The organism is Pyxidicoccus sp. M6, from assembly GCF_055568925.1.
The window spans coordinates 3,951,096-3,974,799 of record NZ_CM145714.1; the positions used below are offsets into that span (position 1 = coordinate 3,951,096).

Sequence of the window (23,704 nt, forward strand, 5' to 3'; positions counted from 1 at the left end):
ACCGCTCCCGCGTTAAGCCATGGGCGGGACAACCGCACGGACGGTTTGAGAGGAAGCACGTGGAAACGGGCCGCTGCCGTGGTACCGCGCCACCCATCGACCCATGAAGAAGACCTTTCCCGCCGACTTCGCCGATCTGCTCACCCCCAAGGGCCGCCGCATCCTCGAGGGGAAGGACCGGGAGGTGACGGGCGCCCTGCTGAATCCGGAGCGGCCTTTCGTCTCCCTCCAGGGCGTCGTCGATGCGAAGAAAGCCTTGGCCTGCCGAGACGCCCTCGACGCGGCGCTGCGCGACACGTTGGTGCCCATGGAGGACCCCATCCCCCATGACTCCATCTCCGGCCAGACGATGAACTACATGGAGCTGCTGCCCAAGACGGTGCGCAACCGCACGGCGCTCCTGGAAAACCGCCGCTCCCGCTCGTACCGCGCCGCCGAGGCCGTGGGCCTCACGGACATGATGCGCTCGGACAGCTTCGCCGCCTTCGCCGCCGCCGTGACGGGCCGCGCGCTGCGGCGCAAGTGGGGCATCCAGGTGCTGTGCTACGGGCCGGGCGACTACTCGGGGCCGCACAACGACCACCACCCCGAGGAGCCCGAGGCTCGCGACGGCTACGTCGACATGCACCTCAGCCTCACCATGCCCGGCGCGGACCACCAGTACCTCATCTACGCCAAGGACGGGCACTTCACCGAGATGACCCGCGTCAGCACCGTGGGCGGCATCACCGTGTACCGGCTGCCCTTCTGGCATTACACGACGCCGCTCCTGGCGAAGCCCGGCAAGGACGACACGTGCCGCCGCTGGGTGCTGCTGGGCACGTTCCTGGACGCGGCACCGGGGGCGAGGGCCGGCTCGACGGTGCTCCCGGCGGGGGCTCCTGGGGAACGCCCGCCTGCCCGGGAGGCGACTTTCGGGAGTGGCGGAGGGGCCGGACGGCGTTAGCTTGGGGCGCCCTATGAGCCCCATCGACACCGACGCCCTGGCCAAAGACCTGCTGGACTACATCGACGCCTCGCCGACGCCGTATCACGCGGTGCGCGAGACGGCCCGCCGCCTCACCCAGGCGGGCTACCGCGTCCTCGACGAGCGCGAGACCTGGACGCTGAAGCCCGGCGAGCGCGTCTTCGTCACCCGCGGAGACACCAGCATCGCCGCCTTCCAGCTCGGCACCGCGCCGGTGGACCGGGCGGGCTTCCGGCTGGTCGGCTCCCACACGGACTCGCCCAACCTCCGGCTGAAGCCGAACGCGGCCGTGACGAAGAACGGCTACCAGCAGCTCGGCGTCGAAATCTACGGTGGCGTCCTGCTGCACACGTGGACGGACCGTGATTTGTCCCTCGCCGGTCGCGTCATGGTCATGGCGGGCGGCAAGCCGCAGGGGCACCTGGTGGACTTCCGCCGGCCGCTGCTGCGCGTGCCCAACCTGGCCATCCACCTCAACCGCGGTGTGAATTCCGACGGGCTGAAGCTGAACCCGCAGGACCACATGGTGCCGGTGCTGGGCCTGGAGCGCGCGGGCGCCGTGGACCTGCACTCGCTGCTGGTGGCGGAGCTGGCGAAGGGTGGGGTGAAGGCGGAGGCGGGGGACATCCTCGGCTACGACCTGTGCCTCTATGACTTGCAGCCGTCCATCCGCTCCGGTGCGCATGGTGAGTTCCTCCATGCGCCGCGCCTGGACAACCTCGCGAGCTGCCACGCCGCGCTGTCCGCGCTGCTGTCCGGCAACGAGAAGCGCGAGGCCACCAGCGGCGTCATCCTGTTCGACCACGAGGAGGTCGGCAGCCGCAGCGCGCAGGGCGCGGCGTCTCCGTTCCTCCGCACGCTGCTGGAGCGCTTCACGCTGGCGCACTCGGACGGGAAGCCGGACGCGTTCCACCGGGCGATTGCGAATTCGTTCCTGGTGAGCGCGGACATGGCGCACGCGGTGCATCCCAACTACGCGTCGCTGCACGAGCCCAAGCACCAGCCGCACATGGGCGCGGGCCCGGTCATCAAGTCCAACGTCAACCAGTCCTACGCGACGGACGGCGAGTCGTGGGCCTACTTCACGGCGCTGTGCCGCGAGGCCGGTGTGACGCCGCAGCACTTCGTCACGCGCACGGACCTCGGGTGCGGCAGCACGATTGGGCCCATCTCCGCGGGCCAGCTCGGCATCCGCACGGTGGACGTGGGCAACCCCATGCTGTCCATGCACTCGATTCGCGAGATGGCCTGCGCGACGGACGTGGCGCAGATGGTCGCGGTGCTGAGGCAGTTGTTCAAGTAGCCGCATGCCGAGGCTCGGCCCCGTCGTGAAATCGCGGGGCAGTTCTCGTTGAATGCGGTTGTTCAAGTCGCCGCGCGACAAGGCCCGGTCCCCGCCGTGAATCGCGGGGCCGGGCCCTCGTTGAATCAGCCGCTTCGAGCGGGGCTCAGGAGGCGATGCGCGCCAGCCGCCGCTCCCGTGCCTCCGCCAGCGTGCTCGCGTCCAGCAGCACGGCCGTCTTCTCCGGCGCGGACAGCGGCTCCGGCACGCCGCCCAGCAGCTTCTGTCTCGCCGAGGCCAGTGCCACCGGCGCCGTCTCCAGACCGGGCTGTGACTCCAGCAGCGCCAGGTGCAGCGCGTGCGCCCGCGCGTCCGTGAGCACGTGGTCCACCGCATCCGCCACCGGCGCCACCGCGTGCTCCTCCGTCACCTCGCGCGCTCGTGTCAGCACCGCTGGTGGCTCCGTCTCCTCGGGCATGAGGAACAGGCCCAGGCGCTCCGCCCACGTGCCCAGCGACGCGCGCGCCGTGAAGACGGAGAGGGGAATCGACAGCACCAGCCCCGCCACCACCGGCGTCAGCCACGCCAGCAGCCCCGGTGACAGCAGGAACGCGCTCACCGCCAGCACCACGCCGAAGGCCGTGTGCACCCAATGCCGACGCGCGGCCTCGGACCAGGGCAGGTCCGCGTCCTCGCGCTGCTGGCTGGACCACGTCACGCGATAGCCCAGCAACGTCCCGAAGACGAAGTGCGACTGGAACAGCATCATCACCGGCGCCAGCAGCGTGGCCAGCACGCTCTCCAAAAGCACGCTCGCCACCAGCCGCGCCCGGCCGCCCATCCGCTTCGCGTCCTGCCCGCGCGCCAGCGCCAGCGTCAGCCCCAGCACCTTCGGCGTGAACAGCATGCCCATGGACACGCTGAACAACCGCAGCGCGCCCTCCGCGTCGAACCCCAGCCCCGTCAGTCCCTCGGGCAGGTGCTCCAGCGTCACCCAGCCGTCGTGCAGCGCCGCCACCAGCCCCGCGAGCAGGAACAGCAGCCACAGCGGTGACGCCACGTAGGACATGACGCCCATGAGGAAGTGGCCCCGGCTGATGGGGTGCAGCCCGCCCGCCATGACGAGGCTCAGGTGCTGCAGGTTGCCCTGGCACCAGCGCCTGTCGCGCTGCGCGTACGCGAGCAGGTTCGGCGGCGGCTGTTCGTAGCTGCCGCCCAACTCCGGCACCAGCCACACCGTGTACCCCGCGCGCCGCATCAACGCGGCCTCCACGAAGTCGTGGCTGAGGATATGCCCGCCGAAGGGCTGCTGCCCCGGCAGCACCGGAAGGCCGCAGTGCTCGATGAACGCCGTGGTGCGGATGATGGCGTTGTGCCCCCAGTAGTTGGACTCACCGAGCTGCCACGCCGCCGCGCCCGCCGCCACCACCGGCCCGTACACCCGGCCCGCGAACTGCTGGAGGCGCGCGAACAGCGTGCTGCGCCCCACGCACAAGGGCGGCGCTTGGATGATGCCCACGCGCGGGTTGAGCTCCATCAGCCGCGCCATCTTCACCAGTGTGCGGCCGTCCATCAGGCTGTCCGCGTCCAGCACCACCGTGAAGTCGTAGTGCCGGCCCCACCGCTCGCAGAAGTCCTGCAGGTTGCCGGCCTTCTTCCCCGTGTTGTCCGTGCGGCGCCGGTAGAAGATGCGCCCCTGGCCGCCCACCCGGCGGCAAAGGTCCGCCCACGCCAGCTCCTCGGCCACCCAGGCCTCGGGCTTCGTGGAGTCGCTCAGCACGTAGAAGTCGAACGCTTCCAGGTGCCCCGTGGCCGCCACGGACTCATACGTGGCCTGCACGTTGGCGAAGACGGCGGCCGGGTCCTCGTTGTGGATGGGCATCACCACCGAGGTGCGCGACGTCAGCCGCGTGCCTTCTTCCTCCGCCGAGGGCCACCGCAGGCCCGGCATCCGCCCACCCACCGCGAGCTGGAAGAAGCCCGCCACCGCCGTCCAGAAGGACAGCGCAATCCACCCGAAGCACAGGGCGAAGAGGGCCACCAGCACCACCTCCGGCGCGGTGGTGCCGCGCACGCTCAACAGGCGGTGCATCTCCCACGTCCCCAGCACGGTGGACGCGGCGGCCAGGCCCAGGACGCAAGCGCGCCTCGGCCCGGCGCTCTCGGGTGAGAACGAATGAGCGTGCATGGGGGACTCCGAGGGGGGACGGCAGCGAACTAGCCGGAGATGGACACGTCGGCCTGCGCCCCGCGCAGGACGCGGCGGAACAGCTCACCGAAGGGCCAGAGCACCAACTGCTGCTCGGGCATCACCGAGGCCACCTGCACCGGGGCCGGCATCGGCACCGCCGCGCGCAGCATCCGGAGGAAGTCGTGCGGCAGCGGCTCGCGCGTCACCGCGCGGGCACCCAGGCGCGCGCCGTCGCACAGCACGAAGGCCGCGCGGCCCCGGGACAGCAGCGAGCCGCCCAGCTGCTCGCCCAGCACCTTCGCGAACCACGCCTCCATCCGCGCGCGCGCCAGGGACAGCGCGGCCCGGGGCTCCTCGCGGTGCGCCGTGGAGCCCTCCAGCACCCAGGCGGAGAGGACGTCGAGGTCCTCGCGGGCGCTGAAGCCGAAGCCCTGGAAGAAGACGTCCATCGCCGCGCACGTCTCGGGGCGCGCCCACATGGCGGGCGGGACGGAGGGGCGGGAGGTCGGCATCGTCGTCACGGAATCCACAGGTAGCTCCAGGTCTCGGTGAGGGTCTCGGAACCGCGTCTCAGGTACGCGCGAAGTTCGACGGGAGCGCCGCCGTCGGGCAGCAGCTCGAAGGTGGCGCGCCAGCCGCCGGTGAGGTCATGGGGCCGCACGGTGGTGCGCAGCACCTTCCCCGTGGAGGCGGTGACGACGGCCTCCACCGGCCCATCGCCCGGCCGGGGCGAGCGCGAGAAGTCGAGCACGAAGCGCCGCGCGCCCGCCGTGTCGCCCGCGGCCACGCGCGTGGCGGTGATGATGGAGCCCGACGCGGCCCACGGCGCCTCGGCGCCCCAGTGCAGGCGGTACGCAAACCGCAGCGGCGCGGCGGGCGTCAGCGGCGCGTCCGGCACCCAGAAGGCGACGATGTTGTCGTTCACCTCGGTGTTCGTCGGAATCTCCACCAGCCGCACCACGCCCGGGCCCCAGTCGCCCACCGGCTCCACCCACGCGCTGGGGCGGCGCTCGTAGCGGGCCTCCAGGTCCTCGTAGCTGCGGAAGTCGGTGTCGCGCTGCAGGAGCGCGAAGGCGCGCGGGCTCTTCGCGCGGAAGCTGGAGACGTTGAGGTGCGCGGGGTTCTGCAGGGGTCGCCAGAGCTGCTCGCCGTCCTGCGTCCACACGAAGAGGCCGTCCGAGTCGTGCACCTCGGGGCGGAAGTCGTCGAAGCCGCCCCGGTCGTTCTCGCCGAACTGGTACATGCTCGTCAGCGGGGCGAGGCCGAGCTGCTCCACCGGCTTGCGCGCGAAGAGCGTGGCCTCCACCTCCATCACCGTGCGCGCGCCGGGGATGAGCGTGAAGCGGTACGCGCCGGTGACGCTCTGGCTGTCCATCAGCGCATGCACCACCACGCGGTCCGCGCCGGGCGCCGGGCGCTCCAGCCACAGCTCGCGGAACGCGGGGAACTCCTCGGGGCGCGTGGGCAGCGCGGTGTCGATGGCGAGCCCGCGCGCGGACAGGCCGTACACGTTGCCCTGGCCCAGCGAGCGGAAGTAGCTGGCGCCGAGGAAGGACACCACCTCGTCGAAGTGCTCGGGCCGGTTGAGCGGGTGGGTGAGGCGCAGCCCCGCGAAGCCGTCCGCCTTGGCCAGCGGGCCCGGCTTCACCAGCGAGCCGTACGTGTACAGGTCCGGCGAGAAGCGCACGGCCTCCGCGCGGCCGTTCTCCACCACGTTCACCACGACGGCGATGGGGAAGAGGAAGCCGGGGTGGAAGAACTGCGCCTGGAAGGGCAGCCCGTCCTCGCGCCACAGCGCCTGGTCGTTGCGGTAGCGGATGTCCCGGTACGCGTCATACGAGAGGCCGCGGTACGCCTCGGGCAGCGTCGAGCGGGGCTCCTGGTAGGGGCGCGCGGCGAGCGCCTTCGCGCGCTCCACGACGGTGGCGGCGCTGAAGGCCTGCATTTTCGTTCCCGCCTTCGTGGGCGCGGACGGCTGCTTCGCGCCGGCGACCCCACTGGAGGCCACCACCGCCGCGCACAGCCACGCGCTCCAGAACTTGTGCCCCAACGACTTCACGTCCAGGTGCCTCCGAATGAACCGGTACGTCGAACGACCCCCCGGGTCCTTCGGACCTGCGCCCGACTTTCAAGCCGCACCTCACTCCCGGTGCAGCGCGTCAGGGCCTGAGCAACCCGCGTACCAGCGCGTCATGACCCACCGGGCCCCCTCCGGAACCCCTGGAATTCCCAGGCTCTGAAGACGCAATCCAGTTGCGGCCCCAAGGAATCTCAGGAATGGAGAGGTATGAGGAGACCTCTCCCCGGCTCGGCGTTGCCGGCGTTGGGGACGAGAGGGGCAGCCCCGGAACAGGGCTGTCCAAAACTTCCACAAGCCAACACGGACTCGGGGTGGGGGCGGGCGGCTACGGCGCGGAGGCGCGGCGCAGGCGCTCCTGGACCAGGGAGAGCAATTCCCTGCCGGCGAAGGGCTTCTCCAGGTGGGGGCTGGGGACGGACTCCAGGAAGGCGCGGGCCTGCTGGGTGACGGCGCCGCCGGTGAGGAACACCACGCACCGGGCCTGCTCCGGGTAGCGCTCCTGCAGAGCCGAGTAGAAGTCCATGCCGCTCATCCCCGGCATCATCAAGTCACAGAAGACGACGTCGAAGCGCTCGCCGGCCTCGATTCGCTCCAGCGCCTCCTGGGCGCGGGTGGACAGCGTGACGTCGTGGTGGGGCCGGAGGGTGCGGCCCAGCGCGGTGACGACGAGCGGCTCGTCGTCCACCACCAGCAGCCGGCCGCGTCGCTCTCCAGACGGCTGGGGGGGCGGGGGGGCCTGCGGGGCGGCCTCCACGGGCTTCGTCGGGGGCAGGAGGACGCGGAAGGTGGAGCCCTTGCCGGGCTCGCTCTCCACGTGGATTTCACCGCCCAGCGACGCCACCAGGCTGTGGCAGATGGACAGCCCGAGCCCGGTGCCGACGCCGGGCGCCTTCGTGGTGAAGAAGGGGTCGAACAGGCGGGGCAGGTGCTCGGCGGAGATGCCCACGCCGGTGTCCGCCACCTCCACCACCACGCGGCCGTTGCTCCCCACGCGCGTGGCCACGCGGATTTCGTGCCGCTCCGGCGCGCCGCCCGGAATGGCCTGCGCGGCGTTGACGAGCAGGTTGAGGAACACCTGGCCCAGCCGCGACTCGTTGGCGCGCACGCGGGGCACGTCGTCGAACAGCTTCACCAGCCGCGCCCGGTGACGGATTTCGGTGGTGGCCAGGTTGAGCGTGGACTCCAGCACCTCCCGCACGTCCACGTCCATGTTGTCCGCCGAGTCCACCCGGCTGAACGTCTTCAAATCGCGGACGATGGTGCGCACCCGCTCCGCGCCCTGCTGGGCCTCGGCGAGCGCGGACTGCGCGTCCGCCACCGCGCCCGCGGCCTTCGCGTCCATCTCGTTCATCCAGTTGGACAGAAGCGAGTTGAGCTCCTCGCGCGCGAAGGCGAGGTTGGCGGTGAGGTACGCCAGCGGGTTGTTGATTTCGTGCGCCACTCCGGCCGCGAGCGTGCCCACCGAGGCCATGCGCTCGGCGAGCATGAGGCGGGCCTGCATCTGGTGGCGCTCGGTGAGGTCGTGCGAGACGGAGACGATGGAGTCCTGGCCGTCGAAGGCGAGGGGGAAGGTGGTGGACTCCACGGGGAGGATGGTGCCGTCCTTGCGCAGGAGGCGCCGCTCCTGGAGCGCGGCGCGGCCGGTGCGCAGCGCCTCGTGCATGCGCCGGTCCGCCGAGACGAAGTCCTCCGGGGGGATGATTTCGGAGATGTGCTTGCCGATGAGCTCGCGCATGTCCGAGTAGCCCAGCGCGGCGGCCGTCCTCGGGTTGGCGTAGCGCACGTGCGCGCCCTTGTCGAAGACGGCCATCAGGTCCGGCAGGTTCTCGATGAGGGTGCGGAAGCTGACCTCGGAGCGGCGCAGCTCCTCCTCCGCGCGCTTGAGCGGGGTGATGTCCGGGAAGAAGGAGATGATGTGCGGCGAGCCGTTGTAGGGCACCAGCCCCATGAAGAGCAGCGTGTGCCTCACCTCGCCCGTGCGGGTGTGGTACTGCGCGTCCACGCCGCGCACCGCGCCGTGGCGCCTCAGCCGCTCCACCACCTGGGCCCGGTCGAAGGGGCGCTCCCACAGGCGCAGGTCCACCGTGGTGCGGCCGATGACCTCGTCGCGCGTGTAGCCGAAGGCCTGGAAGTAGGCGTCGTTCGCCGCGACGATGCGGCCGTCGGTCAGCGTCGTAATCGACGTGGGGACGGGGGACACCGACAGCAGGCTGTCGCGCAGCTCGTCGCCGGAGGGCACGCTGGTGCGGCTCTGGCGCCGGGCGAAGCGGCGCTCGGCCAGCTCCAGCCGCAGCTCCAGCTCCGTGGTGTCCGGTGGCCACGCCAGCACCTCGTCCGCGCCGGCCTCGACGGCGGCGTGCAGCAAGCGCAGCGCCGAGCGCGGGCCCAGCAGCAGCACCACGGCCTCCATTCCGCCGGGCAGGCTCCGCAGGGCGCGCAGCAGGGGAATCGGAGATGAAGAGGTGTGGGTGTCCACCACGACGAGCGCACAGGCGCCCGAGCGCCAGATGGACGGCACCTCGGCGTCGCGCGCCGCGGTGACGACCGTGTGCCCACGCTCCCGCAGCCGGGCCTCCAGCGGCGCCAGGTCCGCCCCTCCCTGGGTGACGATCAGGACCCGCATGGAACTCCTCGCAAACGAACGGTCATCGTCGCACGAGGCGTCCAGTTGTAAAAGTGTAGTGTCCTTAGCGATGTCAGCTGGAACGGGGGCAAGGGGTCACCAGGCTGATACACTGCGGCACGGACCGGGTTGCCACCCGGTGCTGTAGGAGGGGGGACACGCATGGACGAGAGGGGATTGAGCGAGCCTGCCCTGGAGACTCGGAGGCTTCCTCCCATGCCCGTGCAGGTGCCGAGGCGGAACTTCGAGGGGCTCTTCGTCCACGCGCTGAAGCCCACCGGGAGCTTCGCCCAGTCGCTGCGTGACATCGGCTACGACTCGGAGGCCGCGCAGGAGTACTACCCGCTGACGGTGTGGCGGGCGGCGCTGGGTGTGGCGCGGCGGTACGCCTACGCGGGGGAGCCCGTCGAGGTCGCCAACCGGGCCCTGGGGGCCAGGTACGTGGAGGGCTTCGCGCAGACGCTGGTGGGGCGCATCTTCGCCACGGCGGCGCCGCTCCTGGGCACGGAGCGGTGCCTGACGCGGCTGCCCACGTACATGAAGGCGGGCCGCGAGGACATGAAGATGATGCTGGAGCCGGTGCAGTCCCGCGAGTGGCGGGTGCGCGTGGTGGACCCGGACCCGCTGCCGGACTTCGTCGCGGGGGTGGTGGAGGCCGTGCTGGTCCGCACCCGGGTGACGCCCCAGGTGGAGGTGCTGGAGCGCCACCCCCACGGTTACGTCCTGCACGTCCGGTGGGACGAGGGCTGACGCCCGGTTCAATTGAGGAACCGCTTCGGGGGTGGGGGTTGCCTGCCCGTTGACGCCGGGGCGCGGGACGCGAGCCAGCGCTGGATGACGTCCAGGAGCCCGTCGAAGGCGTCGCGCAGGGCCCAGGCCCGGTCATCCGCGTCCGTCAATTCGACGCAGCGCAGGAGCCCATCCCGCAGGGCGCGCTGGGCGCCGGGACAGTCGGGGCGCTCGTCGATGAGCTGCTCGGCGGTGCGGGCGTAGAGCCGGTAGCAGCCCTCCACGTCGCCGCGGTTGTAGGCCGGAGCGCCCACGTTGATGGCCTGGCCCAGGGTGGTGGCGATGGACTCCACCGCGCCCGCGGGCGCGCCCTCCAGCACGCTCAGCGGGTGCTGCGGGACGTTGCGCACGCGGCCCGCGCGCCTCCGGGGCGCCTCCAGCGCGGACAGCGGCGCCGTCGCGGTGTTCTTGAGCATGGGCATCACGTAGCGGGACGGAATCACCAGCCCCAGCGAGCGGCCATTGGCCAGGGCCGCGGTGGCCACGCCCACCACCTCGCCGCGCGCGTCCAGCACCGGGCCGCCCGAGGTCTCCTCGGAGAGGGTGCGCGTCAATTCCAGCAGGGTGAGCCAGTCCCCCAGCACCTGCACCGCGCGCACCTCCAGCGCCCGGACCTCGGGGGCCGGCCCGCCCACCGCGCGCAGGACGTAGACGCTCTCACCCTCCGCGGGCAGCCGCTGCGGGGACAGCGAGAGCGCGGGCACCATGTCCGGCAGGGGCAGCCGGAGGACGGCCAAATCCCTCCGCTCGTCCAGCGCCGCCACCTGCACCACCTCCGAGCGCACCCCGTCCGCCAGCACCGCGCCGATGCTGCGCGCGCCGGCCACCGCGTGGAGGCTGGTGACGAGGTGGCCCTGGGCCGTGGCCACGAAGGCGGAGGTGGTGCGCCCGTCGACTTCGAGCACCACCAGTGACGGGGAGGCCTGGACCAGCGCATCCCGGGGCGGCGTCCTATCGGGGCCCTCGGACATGGATGACCTCCTGCGTCGTGGATGCCCTCGTTCTACCAGCCGCCTGCTCGGCCCCCAACCCGGGGGAGGGCCTCCTGCACCCGAGTCCTACTTGTCGTTGGCGCCGAAGTGTCCGCTCGTTAAACCTGCGGCCTCCATGCACAAGACTCACCTCGTAGGCGCTCGCACGCACAACCTGAAGGACCTCTCCGTGGACCTCGCGGAAGGGGAGTTCGTCTGCATCACCGGTGTCTCCGGCACGGGCAAATCCAGCCTGGCCCTGGACACCCTGTATGCGGAGGGGCAGCGGCGCTTCGTGGAGAGCTTCAGCCCGTATGCCCGGCAGTTCCTCGAGCGGCTGGAGCGGCCGCCCATGGACGCGCTCGAGCCCGTGGCGGCCGGAGTGGCGGTGGACCGGCGGGCCCCGGTGAAGAGCTCGCGCTCCACGGTGGCGACGCTGGCGGACGTGGAGCCCTACCTCTCCGCGCTCTTCACGCGCGAGGCGGTGCCGGTGTGCCCCACGTGCGGCGTGGAGGCGGTGCGCACGGACGCGCGCGTGGCGGCGGCCGCCGTCATCCGCGAGCACCCGGACGCGCAGGCGGTGCTCACCTTCCCGGTGCGCATCCCCGACACGGCGGCGTTCCTGGACGTGCGCGCGCGGCTCTTGAAGGACGGCTACCACCGGCTGGTGGTACAGGGCGAGGTGAAGGAGCTGGAGTCGCTCAAGCCCTCCGAGGCCACGGACCCGGCGGGCGTGGCGCGCGTGGTGGTGGACCGCGTGAAGCTGACGGACGCGCAGTTGTCGCGCGTGACGCAGGCGCTGGAGGACGCGTGGGCGCGCGGGGACGGTGAGGCGCTGGCCTTCATCCCCGGGAAGGCGCCGCACCGGCTGCGGCGCGGCCTGGTGTGTCCGAAGTGCGCGAAGGAGTTCGAGCCCGCGCGGCCCGGCCTCTTCAGCTACCAGTCCCCGGTGGGCGCGTGCGCGGCGTGCCGCGGCTTCGGGCGCACCATCGGCATCGACTGGGGGAAGGTGATTCCCAACCCGTCGCTGAGCCTGTCGAAGGGCGCCATCCGCCCGTGGTCCGGCCAGTCCACGTCGTGGGAGCGCGACATGCTCCACCGCTGGTGCCGCGCGCAGGGGATTCCCTGGGACGCGCCGTGGGCCACGCTGACGCCCGCGCAGCAGGAGCTGGTGCTGGAGGGCGAGGGTGACTACCACGGCGGCCGCGCCTACCCGGGCGTGCGTGCGTGGTTCCGGTGGATGGAGGGCCGCACGTACAAGATGCACGTGCGCGTGCTGCTGGCCCGCTACCGCGCATACTCGCTCTGCGAGAGCTGCGGCGGCGCGCGCCTCAACGAGCAGGCGCGGGCGTACCGTGTGGGCGGGCTGGATTTGCCCTCGTGGCACGGGCTGGAGCTGACGGACGCGCTGGCGCGGCTGGAGGCGCTGAAGACGACCACGGGCCAGGGAGACCTCGCGCGGCGCGAGCTGGCGGGGCGCCTGCGCTACCTGCAGCGGGTGGGCCTGGGCTACCTCACGTTGGACCGGCCCGCGCGCACGCTGTCGGGCGGCGAGGCGCAGCGCGTGTCCCTCACGGCGGCGCTGGGCACCTCGCTCACCGGCGCGCTCTTCGTGCTGGACGAGCCCACCGTGGGCCTGCACCCCGGTGACGTGCCGCCGCTGACGGAGGCCATCGCCGAGCTGGCGGAGCGGGGCAACATCGCGCTCGTCATCGAGCATGACCCGCTGGTCATCCGCTCCGCGCACCGCGTGCTGGAATTGGGCCCGGGCGCGGGGAAGCAGGGCGGCAAGCGGGTCTTCGACGGCACCCCGGAGGCGCTGGCGAAGAAGACGGACCTGCCCACGGGACGCATGCTCGCGGGCAGCGGCGAGACGAAGCGCACGCCGCGCCAGCGCACGGGCGAAGTGGTGGTGAAGGGCGCGCGCGAGCACAACCTGAAGAACCTCTCCGTGCGCGTGCCGCTGGGCGTGCTGTGCGCGATTACGGGGCCGAGCGGCTCCGGCAAGAGCACGCTGATGGACGAGGTGCTGTACCGGCACCTCGCGCGGCGGCTGAACGTGAAGGACGTGGAGGCCCCGGGCGCGGCGGATGCGGTGGAGGGGATGGAGGCCGTGGAGGACGTCACCTTCGTGGACCAGTCCCCGCTGGGTCGCACGTCGCGCGGCAACGCGGCCACGTACACCAAGGCGTGGGACCGGATGCGCGAGCGCTTCGCCGCGGAGCCGGACGCGGAGGTGCGTGGCCTCACCGCGGCGCACTTCTCCTTCAACGTGGACAAGGGCCGGTGCGAGGCGTGCTCGGGCGAGGGCTACGAGACGGTGGAGATGCAGTTCCTCGCGGACGTGGCGCTCCTGTGCGCGGCGTGCCGGGGCCGGCGCTTCAAGGAGGACGTGCTCGCCGTCCGCCACCACGGCTTCAGCGTGGCGCAGGTGCTGGAGATGACGGTGGACGAGGTGCTCCAGCACTTCGGTGACGACGCGGCCCTCCGGCGCACGCTGGGCCCGGCGGCCCGGCTGGGCCTGGGCTACCTGCCGCTGGGACAGCCCCTGTCCACGCTGTCCGGCGGCGAGGCGCAGCGGCTGAAGCTGGCGCGCGCGCTGGCCAGCGAGGCGAAGGGCACGCTCTTCCTCATCGACGAGCCCAGCGCCGGCCTCCACGCGGAGGACGTGCGCCACGTCATCGCCGCGCTGCATGAGCTCGTGGACCGCGGCGCGAGCGTCATCGTCGTGGACCACGACGTGTCGGTGATGAAGGGCTCGGACTGGGTGATTGATCTGGGCCCGGTGGGCGGGCGTGATGGTGGCCGGCTCGTGGCCGAGGGCACTCCCGACGACGTGGCCCGTACGAACGGCGCCACCGCGAAGGCGCTGCGTGGGGAGCACCGGCCGCTGGGGCGCTCGGTGAAGCTGCGCCGGCCGGGGAAGGACGCGGTGCCCGCCATCGAGGTGGAGCACGCGCGCGAGCACAACCTGAAGGAGGTGTCCTGCAAGATTCCCCTCGGGAAGATGACCGTCGTCACGGGGCCGAGCGGCTCGGGCAAGAGCTCGCTGGTGTTCGACGTGGTGTTCGCGGAAGGGCAGCGCCGCTTCCTGGAGACGCTGAGCCCGTACGCGCGGCAGTTCCTCCCCACCATGCCGCGTCCGGACGTGGAGCGCATCGGCTCGCTGCCGCCGTCGGTGGCGCTGGAGCAGCGCACCTCGCGCGCGGGCGCAACCAGTACCGTGGCCACCGTCACCGAGGTGGCGCACTACCTGCGGCTCCTCTTCGCCAAGCTGGGCGAGCCGCACTGCCCGAAGGACGACTCGCCCATCGCCTCCACCACGCCGGACGTGCTGTACGCGCAGCTCACGGCGATGAAGGGCGAGGGCACGGTGCTGGCGCCCGCGGTGCGCGCTCGCAAGGGCACCTACCTGGATGTCTTCGCCGCCGCCGCGCGCGCGGGGATTGCGCAGGCGATTGTCGACGGGAAGCTCGCGTCCACGGACGACCCGCCGCGCCTGACGAAGTCGCGCGAGCACGACATCGACCTCGTCATGTACGAGGGCAAGCTGTCCAAGCTTCCGCGTGACGTGTTCGACAAGGCGCTGGGCTGGGGCCAGGGCGCGCTGAAGGTGGGCGGAGGGAAGGGCGAGACGCTGCTGTCCACCGAGCGCACCTGCCCGAAGTGCGGCACCGCCGTGCCGGAGTTGGACCCGCGCTGGTTCTCCTTCAACACCAAGCAGGGCCGCTGCGAGTCGTGCGAGGGCACCGGTGTGGAGGGCGGCGCGGAGGCCATGGCCGAGGGCGAGGTGTCGCCGTGCCGCACGTGCGGCGGCAGCCGGCTGGCCCCGGTGCCTCGCGGCGTGCGGCTGGAGGGCGCGCGCTACCACGAGGTGGTGCAGCCGTCCGTGGCCGCGGCGCTGACGCGCGTGCGCGCGTGGAAGTTCAAGGGCGACCGGGCGCTGATTGGCGAGCAGTCCCGCCAGGAGCTGCTGCGCCGCCTGGAGTTCCTGGAGCGCGTGGGCCTGGGCTACCTCTCGCTGGACCGCAACGCGGCCTCGCTGTCGGGCGGGGAGATGCAGCGACTGCGCCTGTCCGCGCAGTTGGGCGCGGGCCTCACCGGCGCCATGTACGTGCTGGACGAGCCCACCATCGGCCTGCACCCGCGCGACACGCACCGGCTGCTGGACAATCTGCGCGCGCTGGTGGCCACGGGCTCCACGGTGCTGGTGGTGGAGCACGACTCGGACACCATCCGCGCGGCGGACCACCTGTTGGACTTGGGGCCCACGGGTGGACGCGGCGGCGGGCACATCCTCGCGGAGGGCGCGCCGGACGTGGTGCTGGAGGGTGACTCGCCCACGGCCACCGCGCTGCGGGCCGCGCAGGTGCGGCCTCCGTCCGGACGCGGTGAGCCCAGGCAGTGGCTGGAGCTGAAGGGTGCTCGCGCCAACAACCTCAAGCGCGTGGACCTGAAGCTCCCGATTGGCCGGCTCAACGTCGTGTCCGGCGTGTCCGGCTCGGGGAAGAGCACGCTCATCCGGCAGGTGCTGTACCCGGCGCTGCGCGAGGCGCTGGACCGCGTCACCGTGAAGCCCGGCGCGTTCGACTCGCTGCGCGGGGTGGAGCCCATCAAGCGCGTGCTGTCGGTGGACCAGTCGCCCATCGGCCGCACGCCGCGCTCGGTGCCGGCGACGTTCCTGGGCATCTGGGACGAGCTGCGGCGCGTCTTCGCGGCCACGCCCGAGGCGAAGATTCGCGGCTTCACGGCGACTCGCTTCTCGTTCAACTCGGCGCAGGGCGGCCGGTGCACCGCGTGCGAGGGACAGGGCTCCATCTCCCACGAGATGTCCTTCCTCCCGGACGTGGTGACGCCGTGCGAGGCGTGCAACGGCGCGCGCTTCGACGCGGCCACGCTGGAGGTCCGCTACAACGGGCTGACCATCGGCGACGTGCTCCGGCTGTCCGCCGACGAGGCGAAGGATGTCTTCCGCGCGCTGCCCCGCGTGGCCGCGCCGCTGGAGTGCCTGGCGGACCTCGGCGTCGGCTACCTGCAGCTCGGCCAGGGCTCCAACACCCTGTCCGGCGGCGAGGCGCAGCGGCTGAAGCTGGCCGCGGAGCTGACGGCCACCGCGCGGCACGAGCCCACGCTGTACGTGCTCGACGAGCCCACCACGGGCCTGCACATCGGCGACGTGGAGAAGCTGATTACCTTCATGGGCCGGCTGGTGGACCGAGGCGACACACTGGTGGTCATCGAGCACCACCCGTCCGTCATCGGCGCGGCGGACCACGTGGTGGAGCTGGGGCCCGAGGGTGGTGAGGAAGGCGGCCACATCGTCGCGACGGGCACTCCCCGTGAAGTGGCGAAGCTGAAGACGCCCACCGGGCGGGTGCTCAAGTCACTGTTTTCCGGTGAGGACGCACGGCCCCGGGCGGCTGCGAGAAGGGCGTGAAACGCGCGAGGACGTCCGGCATCCTTGCGGACGCATGCGAACCCTCCACACCCTGACCCTGTTCGCGGCGCTCGCCGTCACCCCGGCGCTCGCCGCGAACAAGCCCGCGAAGCCCACCCCTCCTGCACAGGCTCCGGCCGCCAAGGCCGAGCCCCAGAGCGAGAAGAAGCCCATGTCCTTCCATGACCTCACGGCCAACCGCCTCGATGGTACGACCGAGAAGCTGTCCGACTTCCAGGGCAAGGTCGTCCTCGTCGTGAACACCGCGTCGCAGTGCGGCTACACGCCGCAGTACGCGGGCCTGGAGAAGCTGTACCAGGACTACAAGGACAAGGGCGTCGTGGTGGTGGGCTTCCCCTCCAACGACTTCGGAGGGCAGGAGCCGGGCAGCGCGGAGGAAATCAAGAAGTTCTGCGAGCTGCGCTACAAGGTCACCTTCCCCATGTTCGAGAAGGTGAAGACGAAGGGCGACGGCCAGTCCCCCGTCTACGAGTTCCTCGCGCGCAACCACCCCGCGCCCAAGTGGAACTTCCACAAGTACGTGGTGGGCAAGGACGGCCAGGTGAAGGCCGCCTTCCCGAGCGCCGTGACGCCCGACAGCGCCGAGCTGAAGGCCGCCATCGACGGCGCGCTCGCGCAGAAGTAGCCGTTGGCCCGGGGCGGCGAGAAGCCGTCCGCTGGCTGTACCCGGCCGCACGTGTGGGGATTCGCGGGGGCTGACGCTTCGCTTCCCGTCCTCATGGCGTGCGGCCCATTCCGGGCGCGTGGCATCCGCGCGGGCGCGGTCCCCATCCTCAGGGTCAGAGCTGGCCTTACGAGGAGGGGCACCATGGCCTTCGCGTCGACGCCCGAGCTGGACATGCGGGAGGCCGCATGGCCGGAGCTGCCGCTGGAGGCCTGGCGCGACAGCCAGGCGACGCTGCACCGGTACACGCAAATCCTGGGCAAGGTGAAGCTGGCCCTCACGCCGCCGCAGAACCACTACTGGAACGTGACGTTCCGCGTGACGGCGCGAGGCATGACGACGGGGCTCATCCCCTACGGCACCGGCGCCTTCGAGGTGGACTTCGACTTCCTCGTGCACGAGCTCATCTTCCGGACGAGCGGCGGAGAGACACGGGTGCTCGGGCTGGAGCCGAGGCCCGTGGACGAGTTCTACCGGGACGTCATGGCGACGCTGCGCTCGCTCGGCGTCGAGGTGCGCATCTGGGACGTGCCCGTCGAGATTCCCGACGACACCACCCGCTTCAGCGAGGACCGGCACCACGCCAGCTACCAGCCGGAGTACGTGCAGCGCTGGTGGCGGGCCCTGCTCCAGTCGTCGCTGGTCCTCGAGGAGTTTCGTTCGCGCTTCACCGGCAAGTGCAGTCCGGTGCACTTCTTCTGGGGGAGCTTCGACCTGGCGGTGACGCGCTTCTCCGGCCGCCGCGCGCCGGAACGCCCGGGCGCGGACATCATCACCCGGGAGTCGTACTGCGAGGAGGTATGCAGCGCCGGCTTCTGGACGGGCACTCCGGAGACGAAGGGCGCCGCCTTCTACTGCTATGCCGCGCCGGAGCCGGAGGGCTTCTCCTCCTCGAGCGTCCGTCCGGCCGAGGCCCGCTACGACACGGGCTTCAAGGAGTACCTGCTGTCGTACGACGACGTGCGGCGGGCCGACAATCCAAGGGCCTATCTGCTCGACTTCCTGCAGAGCACCTATGACGCCTGCGCGGAGCTTGGCCAGTGGGACCGGGCACGGCTGGAGCGCCCGCTGTACCTGCCCGAGCACCCGAAGGCGGGCCGCGCCCAGGACACGTCGGCCACGCTTCCCGAGCAGCCCGCGCCCTGAAGCCCTGAAGCAGCGGGCTCACTCCACGGGCGGTAGCTCCGGGCCGCCGCCGTTGCGCTTCCACTTGCCGAGCTTCAGCTTGCCCTCGCTGCGCGCGAGGGTGAGCGCGAGCTTCGCGCGCTTCTCCGGCGACAGGTCCTTCGCCAGCGCCTGATACATCTCCTTGTCCAGCACGGCGATGCGCTCACGGGCCTCGAAGGCGCGCTGGGCGGCCGCGTCCACCTGCGGCAGCGACGCGGAGTCACCTCGCGCGGCGGCATGCAGGATGCGCGCGGCGTCACGCACCTGCTCCCGCAGCGGGCGGCGGCGCTCGTCGAACCTACGCAGCGTCTCCTCCAGCTTCAGCGCCTGCGCGTTGTCCAGCTCCAGCGCGTCGGACAGCTCCAGCACCTGCCGCAGCCGCTGGCGCTTCTCCACGCGCTCGATGCGCTCCGCGTCGCGGGCACCGCGGTCCTTGTCCCCCGAGGAGGGCTGCGCCATCGCCACCCACGGCAACAACACCAATGCCAGCGCCGCCCCGCGCGTCCGCTTCATCGTCCTCACAGCGTCTCTCCCATGTCGAAGTCGTCCAGGTCCTCATCCAGGTCGCCGTCGTCCATGGACGCGACCGAATCCTCGTCGAGCGGCTCCAGGCCGGCCCACGCCTCGATGGCGGCCATGGTCTCCGGGTCCACCTCGGTGGAGTCCACGGAGGCCGCGGCGGGTGGCGGAGTGCTCGGCGTCGTCACCGTGCCGGCGCCGCTCTTGAAGAGGTGGAGCCTGCCGGGCACCAGCAGCATCAGCGCCACCACCGCCGCCGCGGCGGCCAGCGAGCCCAGTGTCCTGCGCCGCAGCCCGTGGTGCTGCGCGTCCCGCCGCCAGGCGGCCAGCGTGCGCCGGGGCAGCTCCTGCACCTCGGCCTTCTCCTCGGCGTCGAGGGGCGGCAGCTCCGCCAGCCCGAGGATTTCCACCGTCGACGCGAGCGCCGCACGGCACCCGTCGCAGGTCTTCACATGGGCCTGGACGCGGGCGGCCTCGTCCGTCTCCAGGCCTCCCGTGGCGTGCACGTCCAGCAGCATCTCGTATTCAGGGCACGCGGCCATCAGCTCTTCTCCTCCGGAGCGCCCACCTGCGCCTTCAACCGCTTCACCGCGTGGTGGAACTGCACCTTCGCGTTGTTCTCCGTGATTCGCAGCGTCTGGGCGATGTCCTTGAAGGACAGGCCCCCGTCGACGCGCAACGTCAGCACCTCGCGCTGGCGGCGGGGCAGGGCGAGCACCGCGGCGCGCACCTGGCGCTCTCGCTCGCCGCGCTCCAGGCCCTCCTGCGCGGACTCCGCCGGGTCCGCCGCCACCACGTCCGGCCCCGCCTCCACCAGCACCGGCCGCCACCGCTGGCCCTGGCGCGCATGGTTCTTCGCCAGGTTGAGCGCCACGCGCACCAGCCACGCGCGGAAGGGCGCGGGGCCCTGTGGCGTGAAGCGCGCGAAGACGCGGCGCGAGGCCTCCAGCGCGCGCAGGAAGGCCGCCTGCGCCAGGTCCGCCGCGTCCTCCGGGCGTGACACGTAGCGCCGCACCAGCGAGAAGACGAGCGAGCGGTGCCGCTTCACCAGCAGCTCGAAGGCCGCCGGCTCGCCCTCCAGGAAGACGCGGCACAGCTCCTCGTCCGTGGCCCGCTCCAGCTCCGGCCGCGCGCCGCGCGAGGGCATTGCCACCACCCGCCCACCTGTGTCTCCCGCGCTCACAACCCCTCCAACCCCCGGGCCGGCAGAAGGTTATTTTCGTTACGGTGTACCGTCTGTGTTTACGGATTGTGCTGGAATTCCGGCACATTGGGTGGGTCCATCGTGACGGAGTGGGTTGCCGCTGACGCAAGCGCGCTGACAGAATGCCTGGCTGCTCGCTTGCGACCACGGACGGGGCATGGTGACGGAAGGCTCTAGCTCTCGCATCAAGGGTGGAGTGCTCATCTCCCGGCTGAACATGCTGCGCCAGCACGGCGGGCAGGTTCGGGTAGACGAGGTGCTGCGGCGGCTTCCGCCGGAGGACCAGGCGCTGTTGCGGAAGATGATTCTTCCCATCGCCTGGTACCCGATGGAGCTGAACCTGCGGTTGGACTCGGCCATCGCGGAGGTCATGTCGCCGGAGGACAAGCGGAGGGCCTTCATCGACATGGGACGCGCGTCCGCCGAGGAGGCGCTCCACGGGACGCAGCACGTCTTCGTGAAGCCCGGGGACCCGCAGTTCCTGCTGAGCCAGGCGCCGCAAATCTACCGCTTCTATTACGCGGTGGGCTCGCGCACGTACGAGCAGGCGGGCACGAATGGCGCGGTGCTGCGGACGTTCGGCGCGGAGAACGTCACGGAGTCGGACTGCCTCACCATCATCGGCTGGCACGAGCGGGCCATCGAGCTGTCGGGCGGGCGGGGCGTCAACACCACGCACCCGCTGTGCCGAGCGCGGGGCGCGCCGCACTGCGAATACCACTTCTCTTGGGAGTGAGGCGTCAGCCGGCGGGCGGTGCCGGGTGGGCGCGCAGGTAGTGGAGCACGTCGTCGAGGTGGCGGTAGACGCGCACCTCGTGGCGGATGATGTGCTCGACGCGGCCGTCCGGGGCGATGATGAAGGTGACGCGCCGGTCGATGTTGAGCACGGGCCAGAGGACGTCGTAGGCGCGGCTGATTTCGCGGCTCTCGTCTCCGAGGAGGGAGAAGTGGATGGCCTCCTTCTCGGCGAACTCGCACTGGACGCGCTGGGTGTCGACGGAGACGCCGACGAGCTCGGCGCCGAGTGACTTCACGAGCTGGTGGTTGTCGCGGAACGCCCGGTTCTCGATGGTGCAGCCGACGGTGAAGGCCTTGGGGAAGAAGAAGAGGATGACGCGCCGGCCGCGCAGGGAGGACAGGCGCAGGGGGGCGCCATGACAGTCGGTGGCGGTGAAGTCCGGTGCGGCGTCTCCGACGGCAAGCATTCCGGTGGGTCCTCTCCCGGGTGGGCCAGGTGCTCCACCCCTACCACGATTCGAGCCGGGTCCTGCTGCCCTGGCTGCTCCGACTGTGAACCGGGATGACGACGAGGTACTTCGAACAGCTGGATGACGTCTACCGTCCTGTCCGATGGGAGCTTGGAGTCCCGCTCGTGGCGCAAGTCCGTGGTGTGAGCGCGTCGACATCGTCCGGAGCGTTCAGGTTAAGGTCCGCGCCCGTGCGGTCGACCCCGGACGGTTTTTCCTCGCAGGAGTTTCCCCGCCGGCTGGCCCGAGCCATGGGCGTCACGCGGGTGGCACGTGTCACCGGCCTGGACCGGACCGGCGTGGAGGTCGCGTGCGCCGTGAGGCCCGGCGGCCACGTGCTCCAGGTGTGCAACGGCAAGGGCCTCACGTACTCCGACGCCTCGTGGGGCGCGCTGCTGGAGACGGCGGAGTTGTGGGCGGCGGAGACGGTGATGCCGGGCCGGCTCGTGTGGGGCTCGCGCGCGGAGCTGGAGGGCCGGCTGGGCTCTCTGTGGGACGCGGAGTCGCTCGGGTCCGCCGGAGCGCTCGTGGCGCCGCGCCTGTGGGGCGATGGCGTGCGCTGCGCCTGGCGTGAGGCCACGGAGTTGTTCTCGGGGCGCTCGGTGTGGGTGCCCGCGCAGGGCATTCACGTGCCTCCTCCGGACGGCCCCGCGCTGGGGCCCGTGGCGGCGGCGTGGACGAGCAACGGCTCCGGTGCGCATCCCGACGCGGGTCAGGCCCTGCTGCACGCGCTGTTGGAGGCGACAGAACGGGACCAGCTCTCCCGCACGCTTCCCGAAGGATGGACGGAGGAGGTCGTACGGCAGCGCCTGCTTCGGCCCTCGGAGTTGCGTGAGGCCGCGCCTCGCACGGCGGTGTTGGCGGAGACGCTGCGGGAGCGGGGCTTCGGCGTGTACCTCTTCGATGCCACGCCTTCGAAGCGCACGGCGGGTGCGGTGGGGCTGCCGGTGGGCGCGGCGGTGCTGGTGGACCTGGAGGAGGGGCCCGTGCCGCTCACCGCGGGTTACGCGTGTGCCCTTGGCCGGGACGAGGCTCTGCTGAAGGCCCTGCTGGAGGCAGCCCAGTCGCGACTGACGGATATCCACGGTGCACGCGAGGACGTGGCTTCGTCGGACCGTGAGGCGGCGCGAGGCTTCGCGGAGGCCTGCGCGCAGGTGCGCCCGAGACGGCGGGCCGCGGACATGCCGGACCTGGGCGCGCACGCGAAGGAGCCGTCGGCCAGGAAGGTGCGGCAGGTGTTGACCCTGCTGAAGCGCGCGGGCTTCTCACGAGCGGCCTCGGTGGAGCTGGATTCCCCCGTGTCGGGTCTGCACGTGCGACGGGTGGTGGTGCCGGGCATGCACATCTCGGAGCTCCTGTGACGCGGCGAACGGATGCGCTGGTGGTCTTCCTCGGGCCGTCGTTGCCGGCGGAAGAAGCACGGAAGCTGGCACCGTGCACGGTGCTGCCTCCGGCGAGGCAGGGAGACGTGTGGCGGGCACTGGGCTCGCGACCTCGGGCCATCGCATTGGTGGACGGCGTCTTCGAGGCGCAGCCATCGGTGTGGCACCACGAAATCCTGGCGGCGCTGGAGGCGGGAGTCGCTGTCTTCGGCGGCGCGAGCATGGGCGCCCTGCGCGCGGCGGAGCTGGCACCGCACGGCATGGTCGGCGTGGGGCGCATCTTCGCGTGGTACCGGGATGGCGTGGTGGTGGACGACTCGGAGGTCGCGCTGCTGCACGCCGATGCGGAGCACGGCTGGCGGCCGCTCACGGTGCCACTCGTCAACGTGCGGCACCTGGCCGAGCGCGCGCGGGCGGCGAAGGTGCTTGGGCGCGAGGCGGCGAACACGCTGGTGCAGGAGGCGGAGTCGCTCTTCTACCAGGAGCGCACCTGGCCCCGTCTTCTGGAGCGCGTACGTCCGAGCTGGCCGGAGTCCACGCGTGCCGCATGGGACGCATGGTTCCCGAAGGGAAACGAGGACCTGAAGCGGCTCGACGCCATCGCCTGTATCCAGGCCGCGGCGGAATGGGTGGCCTCGGGTGCTCCCGCCCACATGGGCGCACGGCAGTTGCCCTCGTCCCTCGTACGCCGCAGGCGACTGGTGGACGACGTGACGCGAGTCCGAGGTGGCATCGTGCCCTCCGGTCGCGTGCTGGATGCGCTCCGTGAAGCTCCCGACGCGGTGGAAATGGCCGAGGCGGGACTGCGCCGGGCGCTGCTCGCGGGGCAGGCCCGGACGCTGGGGCTGACCGTCACCGCCGACGAGGTGGCCGAGGAAGAGGCCGCGTGGTGGGACGCGCAGGGAATTCCTCCCGGACGGCGCGAGGCGCACCTCGCCGCGTGTGGGCTGGACCCGGTGGGTTTGTACAAGCTGTGCGAGGAATTGGCGCTGGAGCGGCTCGTCCTCGCGAACGCGCAGCGCCTGCTGCCCGATGGTCCGTCCTGGGACGAGGCGCTGGCCGCCGAGGCCCGCCTGCGCGGGCGTTGGGCCCGGGCCGCCAGGGACGTGGCGCGCGAGGACTCCGAGGGGCCGACGGGGGACGTCGGGTCGGAGTGACGC

General features: G+C 71.7%; 18 protein-coding genes. 9 read left to right on the forward strand and 9 right to left on the reverse strand.

Annotated features, from left to right (window positions below; translation table 11 throughout):
- Nucleotides 1–103 precede the first annotated feature (103 nt).
- Entirely contained in the window at nucleotides 104–946 is an 843-nt protein-coding gene (locus ACVTJA_RS15720) for a hypothetical protein (RefSeq protein ID WP_465837185.1), read from the forward strand.
- 13 nt (nucleotides 947–959) lie between these two features.
- Nucleotides 960–2,270 carry a M18 family aminopeptidase gene (locus ACVTJA_RS15725; RefSeq protein ID WP_465837186.1) on the forward strand — a complete coding sequence of 437 codons (1,311 nt, stop codon included), beginning with the start codon at nucleotides 960–962 and terminating at the stop codon, nucleotides 2,268–2,270.
- A 145-nt stretch (nucleotides 2,271–2,415) separates the two neighbouring features.
- Here ACVTJA_RS15725 and mdoH read toward each other — a convergent pair whose 3' ends face one another.
- From mdoH to ACVTJA_RS15745, 4 genes are all read right to left on the reverse strand, one after another.
- Nucleotides 2,416–4,437 (reverse strand): glucans biosynthesis glucosyltransferase MdoH, encoded by a 2,022-nt coding sequence (gene mdoH, locus ACVTJA_RS15730; RefSeq protein ID WP_465837187.1) that lies wholly within the window; start codon nucleotides 4,435–4,437, stop codon nucleotides 2,416–2,418.
- A 29-nt stretch (nucleotides 4,438–4,466) separates the two neighbouring features.
- On the reverse strand, nucleotides 4,467–4,952 hold the full coding sequence (locus ACVTJA_RS15735; protein ID WP_465837188.1) for a hypothetical protein: 486 nt from the start codon (nucleotides 4,950–4,952) through the stop codon (nucleotides 4,467–4,469).
- A 5-nt stretch (nucleotides 4,953–4,957) separates the two neighbouring features.
- A complete protein-coding gene (locus tag ACVTJA_RS15740; protein ID WP_465840401.1) occupies nucleotides 4,958–6,385 on the reverse strand; it encodes an OpgD/OpgG family glucan biosynthesis protein in 1,428 nt (475 codons plus the stop codon).
- A 460-nt stretch (nucleotides 6,386–6,845) separates the two neighbouring features.
- The gene (locus ACVTJA_RS15745; RefSeq protein ID WP_465837189.1) at nucleotides 6,846–9,143 is read right to left on the reverse strand and encodes a hybrid sensor histidine kinase/response regulator; all 2,298 of its coding nucleotides are present in this window, start codon (nucleotides 9,141–9,143) and stop codon (nucleotides 6,846–6,848) included.
- A gap of 162 nt (nucleotides 9,144–9,305) precedes the next feature.
- On the opposite strand from ACVTJA_RS15745, the gene ACVTJA_RS15750 reads away from it, so the two are divergent.
- The gene (locus tag ACVTJA_RS15750; RefSeq protein WP_465837190.1) at nucleotides 9,306–9,893 is read left to right on the forward strand and encodes a DUF2378 family protein; all 588 of its coding nucleotides are present in this window, start codon (nucleotides 9,306–9,308) and stop codon (nucleotides 9,891–9,893) included.
- 8 nt (nucleotides 9,894–9,901) lie between these two features.
- On the opposite strand, the gene ACVTJA_RS15755 is transcribed toward ACVTJA_RS15750, so the two are convergent.
- Entirely contained in the window at nucleotides 9,902–10,903 is a 1,002-nt protein-coding gene (locus ACVTJA_RS15755) for a trypsin-like peptidase domain-containing protein (RefSeq protein ID WP_465837191.1), read from the reverse strand.
- A 136-nt stretch (nucleotides 10,904–11,039) separates the two neighbouring features.
- On the opposite strand from ACVTJA_RS15755, the gene uvrA reads away from it, so the two are divergent.
- The 3 genes from uvrA (at nucleotide 11,040) to ACVTJA_RS15770 (ending at nucleotide 18,171) form a co-directional block, all read left to right on the forward strand.
- A complete protein-coding gene (gene uvrA / locus ACVTJA_RS15760; protein WP_465837192.1) occupies nucleotides 11,040–16,340 on the forward strand; it encodes an excinuclease ABC subunit UvrA in 5,301 nt (1,766 codons plus the stop codon).
- 34 nt (nucleotides 16,341–16,374) lie between these two features.
- Nucleotides 16,375–16,986 carry a glutathione peroxidase gene (locus ACVTJA_RS15765; protein ID WP_465837193.1) on the forward strand — a complete coding sequence of 204 codons (612 nt, stop codon included), beginning with the start codon at nucleotides 16,375–16,377 and terminating at the stop codon, nucleotides 16,984–16,986.
- 183 nt (nucleotides 16,987–17,169) lie between these two features.
- Entirely contained in the window at nucleotides 17,170–18,171 is a 1,002-nt protein-coding gene (locus tag ACVTJA_RS15770; RefSeq protein ID WP_465837194.1) for a DUF5996 family protein, read from the forward strand.
- Nucleotides 18,172–18,189: 18 nt separating this feature from the next.
- On the opposite strand, the gene ACVTJA_RS15775 is transcribed toward ACVTJA_RS15770, so the two are convergent.
- The 3 genes from ACVTJA_RS15775 to ACVTJA_RS15785 are packed head-to-tail and all read right to left on the reverse strand — an operon-like array spanning nucleotide 18,190 to nucleotide 19,858.
- A complete protein-coding gene (locus ACVTJA_RS15775) occupies nucleotides 18,190–18,714 on the reverse strand; it encodes a hypothetical protein (protein WP_465837195.1) in 525 nt (174 codons plus the stop codon).
- Nucleotides 18,711–19,253: a zf-HC2 domain-containing protein gene (locus ACVTJA_RS15780; protein ID WP_465837196.1), complete on the reverse strand. Its 543-nt coding sequence runs from the start codon at nucleotides 19,251–19,253 to the stop codon at nucleotides 18,711–18,713. The genes ACVTJA_RS15775 and ACVTJA_RS15780 overlap by 4 nt, the downstream gene beginning before the upstream one ends.
- The gene (locus ACVTJA_RS15785; RefSeq protein ID WP_465840402.1) at nucleotides 19,253–19,858 is read right to left on the reverse strand and encodes an RNA polymerase sigma factor; all 606 of its coding nucleotides are present in this window, start codon (nucleotides 19,856–19,858) and stop codon (nucleotides 19,253–19,255) included. The genes ACVTJA_RS15780 and ACVTJA_RS15785 overlap by 1 nt, the downstream gene beginning before the upstream one ends.
- 214 nt (nucleotides 19,859–20,072) lie before the next feature.
- On the opposite strand from ACVTJA_RS15785, the gene ACVTJA_RS15790 reads away from it, so the two are divergent.
- On the forward strand, nucleotides 20,073–20,651 hold the full coding sequence (locus ACVTJA_RS15790) for a TIGR02265 family protein (RefSeq protein WP_465837197.1): 579 nt from the start codon (nucleotides 20,073–20,075) through the stop codon (nucleotides 20,649–20,651).
- A 4-nt stretch (nucleotides 20,652–20,655) separates the two neighbouring features.
- On the opposite strand, the gene ACVTJA_RS15795 is transcribed toward ACVTJA_RS15790, so the two are convergent.
- The gene (locus ACVTJA_RS15795) at nucleotides 20,656–21,120 is read right to left on the reverse strand and encodes a peroxiredoxin (RefSeq protein WP_465837198.1); all 465 of its coding nucleotides are present in this window, start codon (nucleotides 21,118–21,120) and stop codon (nucleotides 20,656–20,658) included.
- Nucleotides 21,121–21,413: 293 nt separating this feature from the next.
- On the opposite strand from ACVTJA_RS15795, the gene ACVTJA_RS15800 reads away from it, so the two are divergent.
- Together ACVTJA_RS15800 and ACVTJA_RS15805 are read left to right on the forward strand one after the other, a co-directional pair.
- Complete coding sequence (locus ACVTJA_RS15800) at nucleotides 21,414–22,523, forward strand: YcaO-like family protein (protein ID WP_465840403.1); 1,110 nt, start codon at nucleotides 21,414–21,416, stop codon at nucleotides 22,521–22,523.
- Nucleotides 22,520–23,701: a TfuA-like protein gene (locus ACVTJA_RS15805; protein ID WP_465837199.1), complete on the forward strand. Its 1,182-nt coding sequence runs from the start codon at nucleotides 22,520–22,522 to the stop codon at nucleotides 23,699–23,701. The genes ACVTJA_RS15800 and ACVTJA_RS15805 overlap by 4 nt, the downstream gene beginning before the upstream one ends.
- Nucleotides 23,702–23,704 lie beyond the last annotated feature (3 nt).

Bases quoted from the DNA above. Each gene is read 5' to 3' on its own strand.
- ACVTJA_RS15720 (WP_465837185.1), top strand. From the start codon at position 104: ATGAAGAAGACCTTTCCCGCCGACTTCGCCGATCTGCTCACCCCCAAG.
- ACVTJA_RS15725 (WP_465837186.1), top strand. From the start codon at position 960: ATGAGCCCCATCGACACCGACGCCCTGGCCAAAGACCTGCTGGACTAC.
- mdoH (WP_465837187.1), bottom strand. From the start codon at position 4,437: ATGCACGCTCATTCGTTCTCACCCGAGAGCGCCGGGCCGAGGCGCGCT.
- ACVTJA_RS15735 (WP_465837188.1), bottom strand. From the start codon at position 4,952: ATGCCGACCTCCCGCCCCTCCGTCCCGCCCGCCATGTGGGCGCGCCCC.
- ACVTJA_RS15740 (WP_465840401.1), bottom strand. From the start codon at position 6,385: ATGCAGGCCTTCAGCGCCGCCACCGTCGTGGAGCGCGCGAAGGCGCTC.
- ACVTJA_RS15745 (WP_465837189.1), bottom strand. From the start codon at position 9,143: ATGCGGGTCCTGATCGTCACCCAGGGAGGGGCGGACCTGGCGCCGCTG.
- ACVTJA_RS15750 (WP_465837190.1), top strand. From the start codon at position 9,306: ATGGACGAGAGGGGATTGAGCGAGCCTGCCCTGGAGACTCGGAGGCTT.
- ACVTJA_RS15755 (WP_465837191.1), bottom strand. From the start codon at position 10,903: ATGTCCGAGGGCCCCGATAGGACGCCGCCCCGGGATGCGCTGGTCCAG.
- uvrA (WP_465837192.1), top strand. From the start codon at position 11,040: ATGCACAAGACTCACCTCGTAGGCGCTCGCACGCACAACCTGAAGGAC.
- ACVTJA_RS15765 (WP_465837193.1), top strand. From the start codon at position 16,375: ATGCGAACCCTCCACACCCTGACCCTGTTCGCGGCGCTCGCCGTCACC.
- ACVTJA_RS15770 (WP_465837194.1), top strand. From the start codon at position 17,170: ATGGCCTTCGCGTCGACGCCCGAGCTGGACATGCGGGAGGCCGCATGG.
- ACVTJA_RS15780 (WP_465837196.1), bottom strand. From the start codon at position 19,253: ATGGCCGCGTGCCCTGAATACGAGATGCTGCTGGACGTGCACGCCACG.
- ACVTJA_RS15785 (WP_465840402.1), bottom strand. From the start codon at position 19,858: ATGCCCTCGCGCGGCGCGCGGCCGGAGCTGGAGCGGGCCACGGACGAG.
- ACVTJA_RS15790 (WP_465837197.1), top strand. From the start codon at position 20,073: ATGGTGACGGAAGGCTCTAGCTCTCGCATCAAGGGTGGAGTGCTCATC.
- ACVTJA_RS15795 (WP_465837198.1), bottom strand. From the start codon at position 21,120: ATGCTTGCCGTCGGAGACGCCGCACCGGACTTCACCGCCACCGACTGT.
- ACVTJA_RS15800 (WP_465840403.1), top strand. From the start codon at position 21,414: ATGGGCGTCACGCGGGTGGCACGTGTCACCGGCCTGGACCGGACCGGC.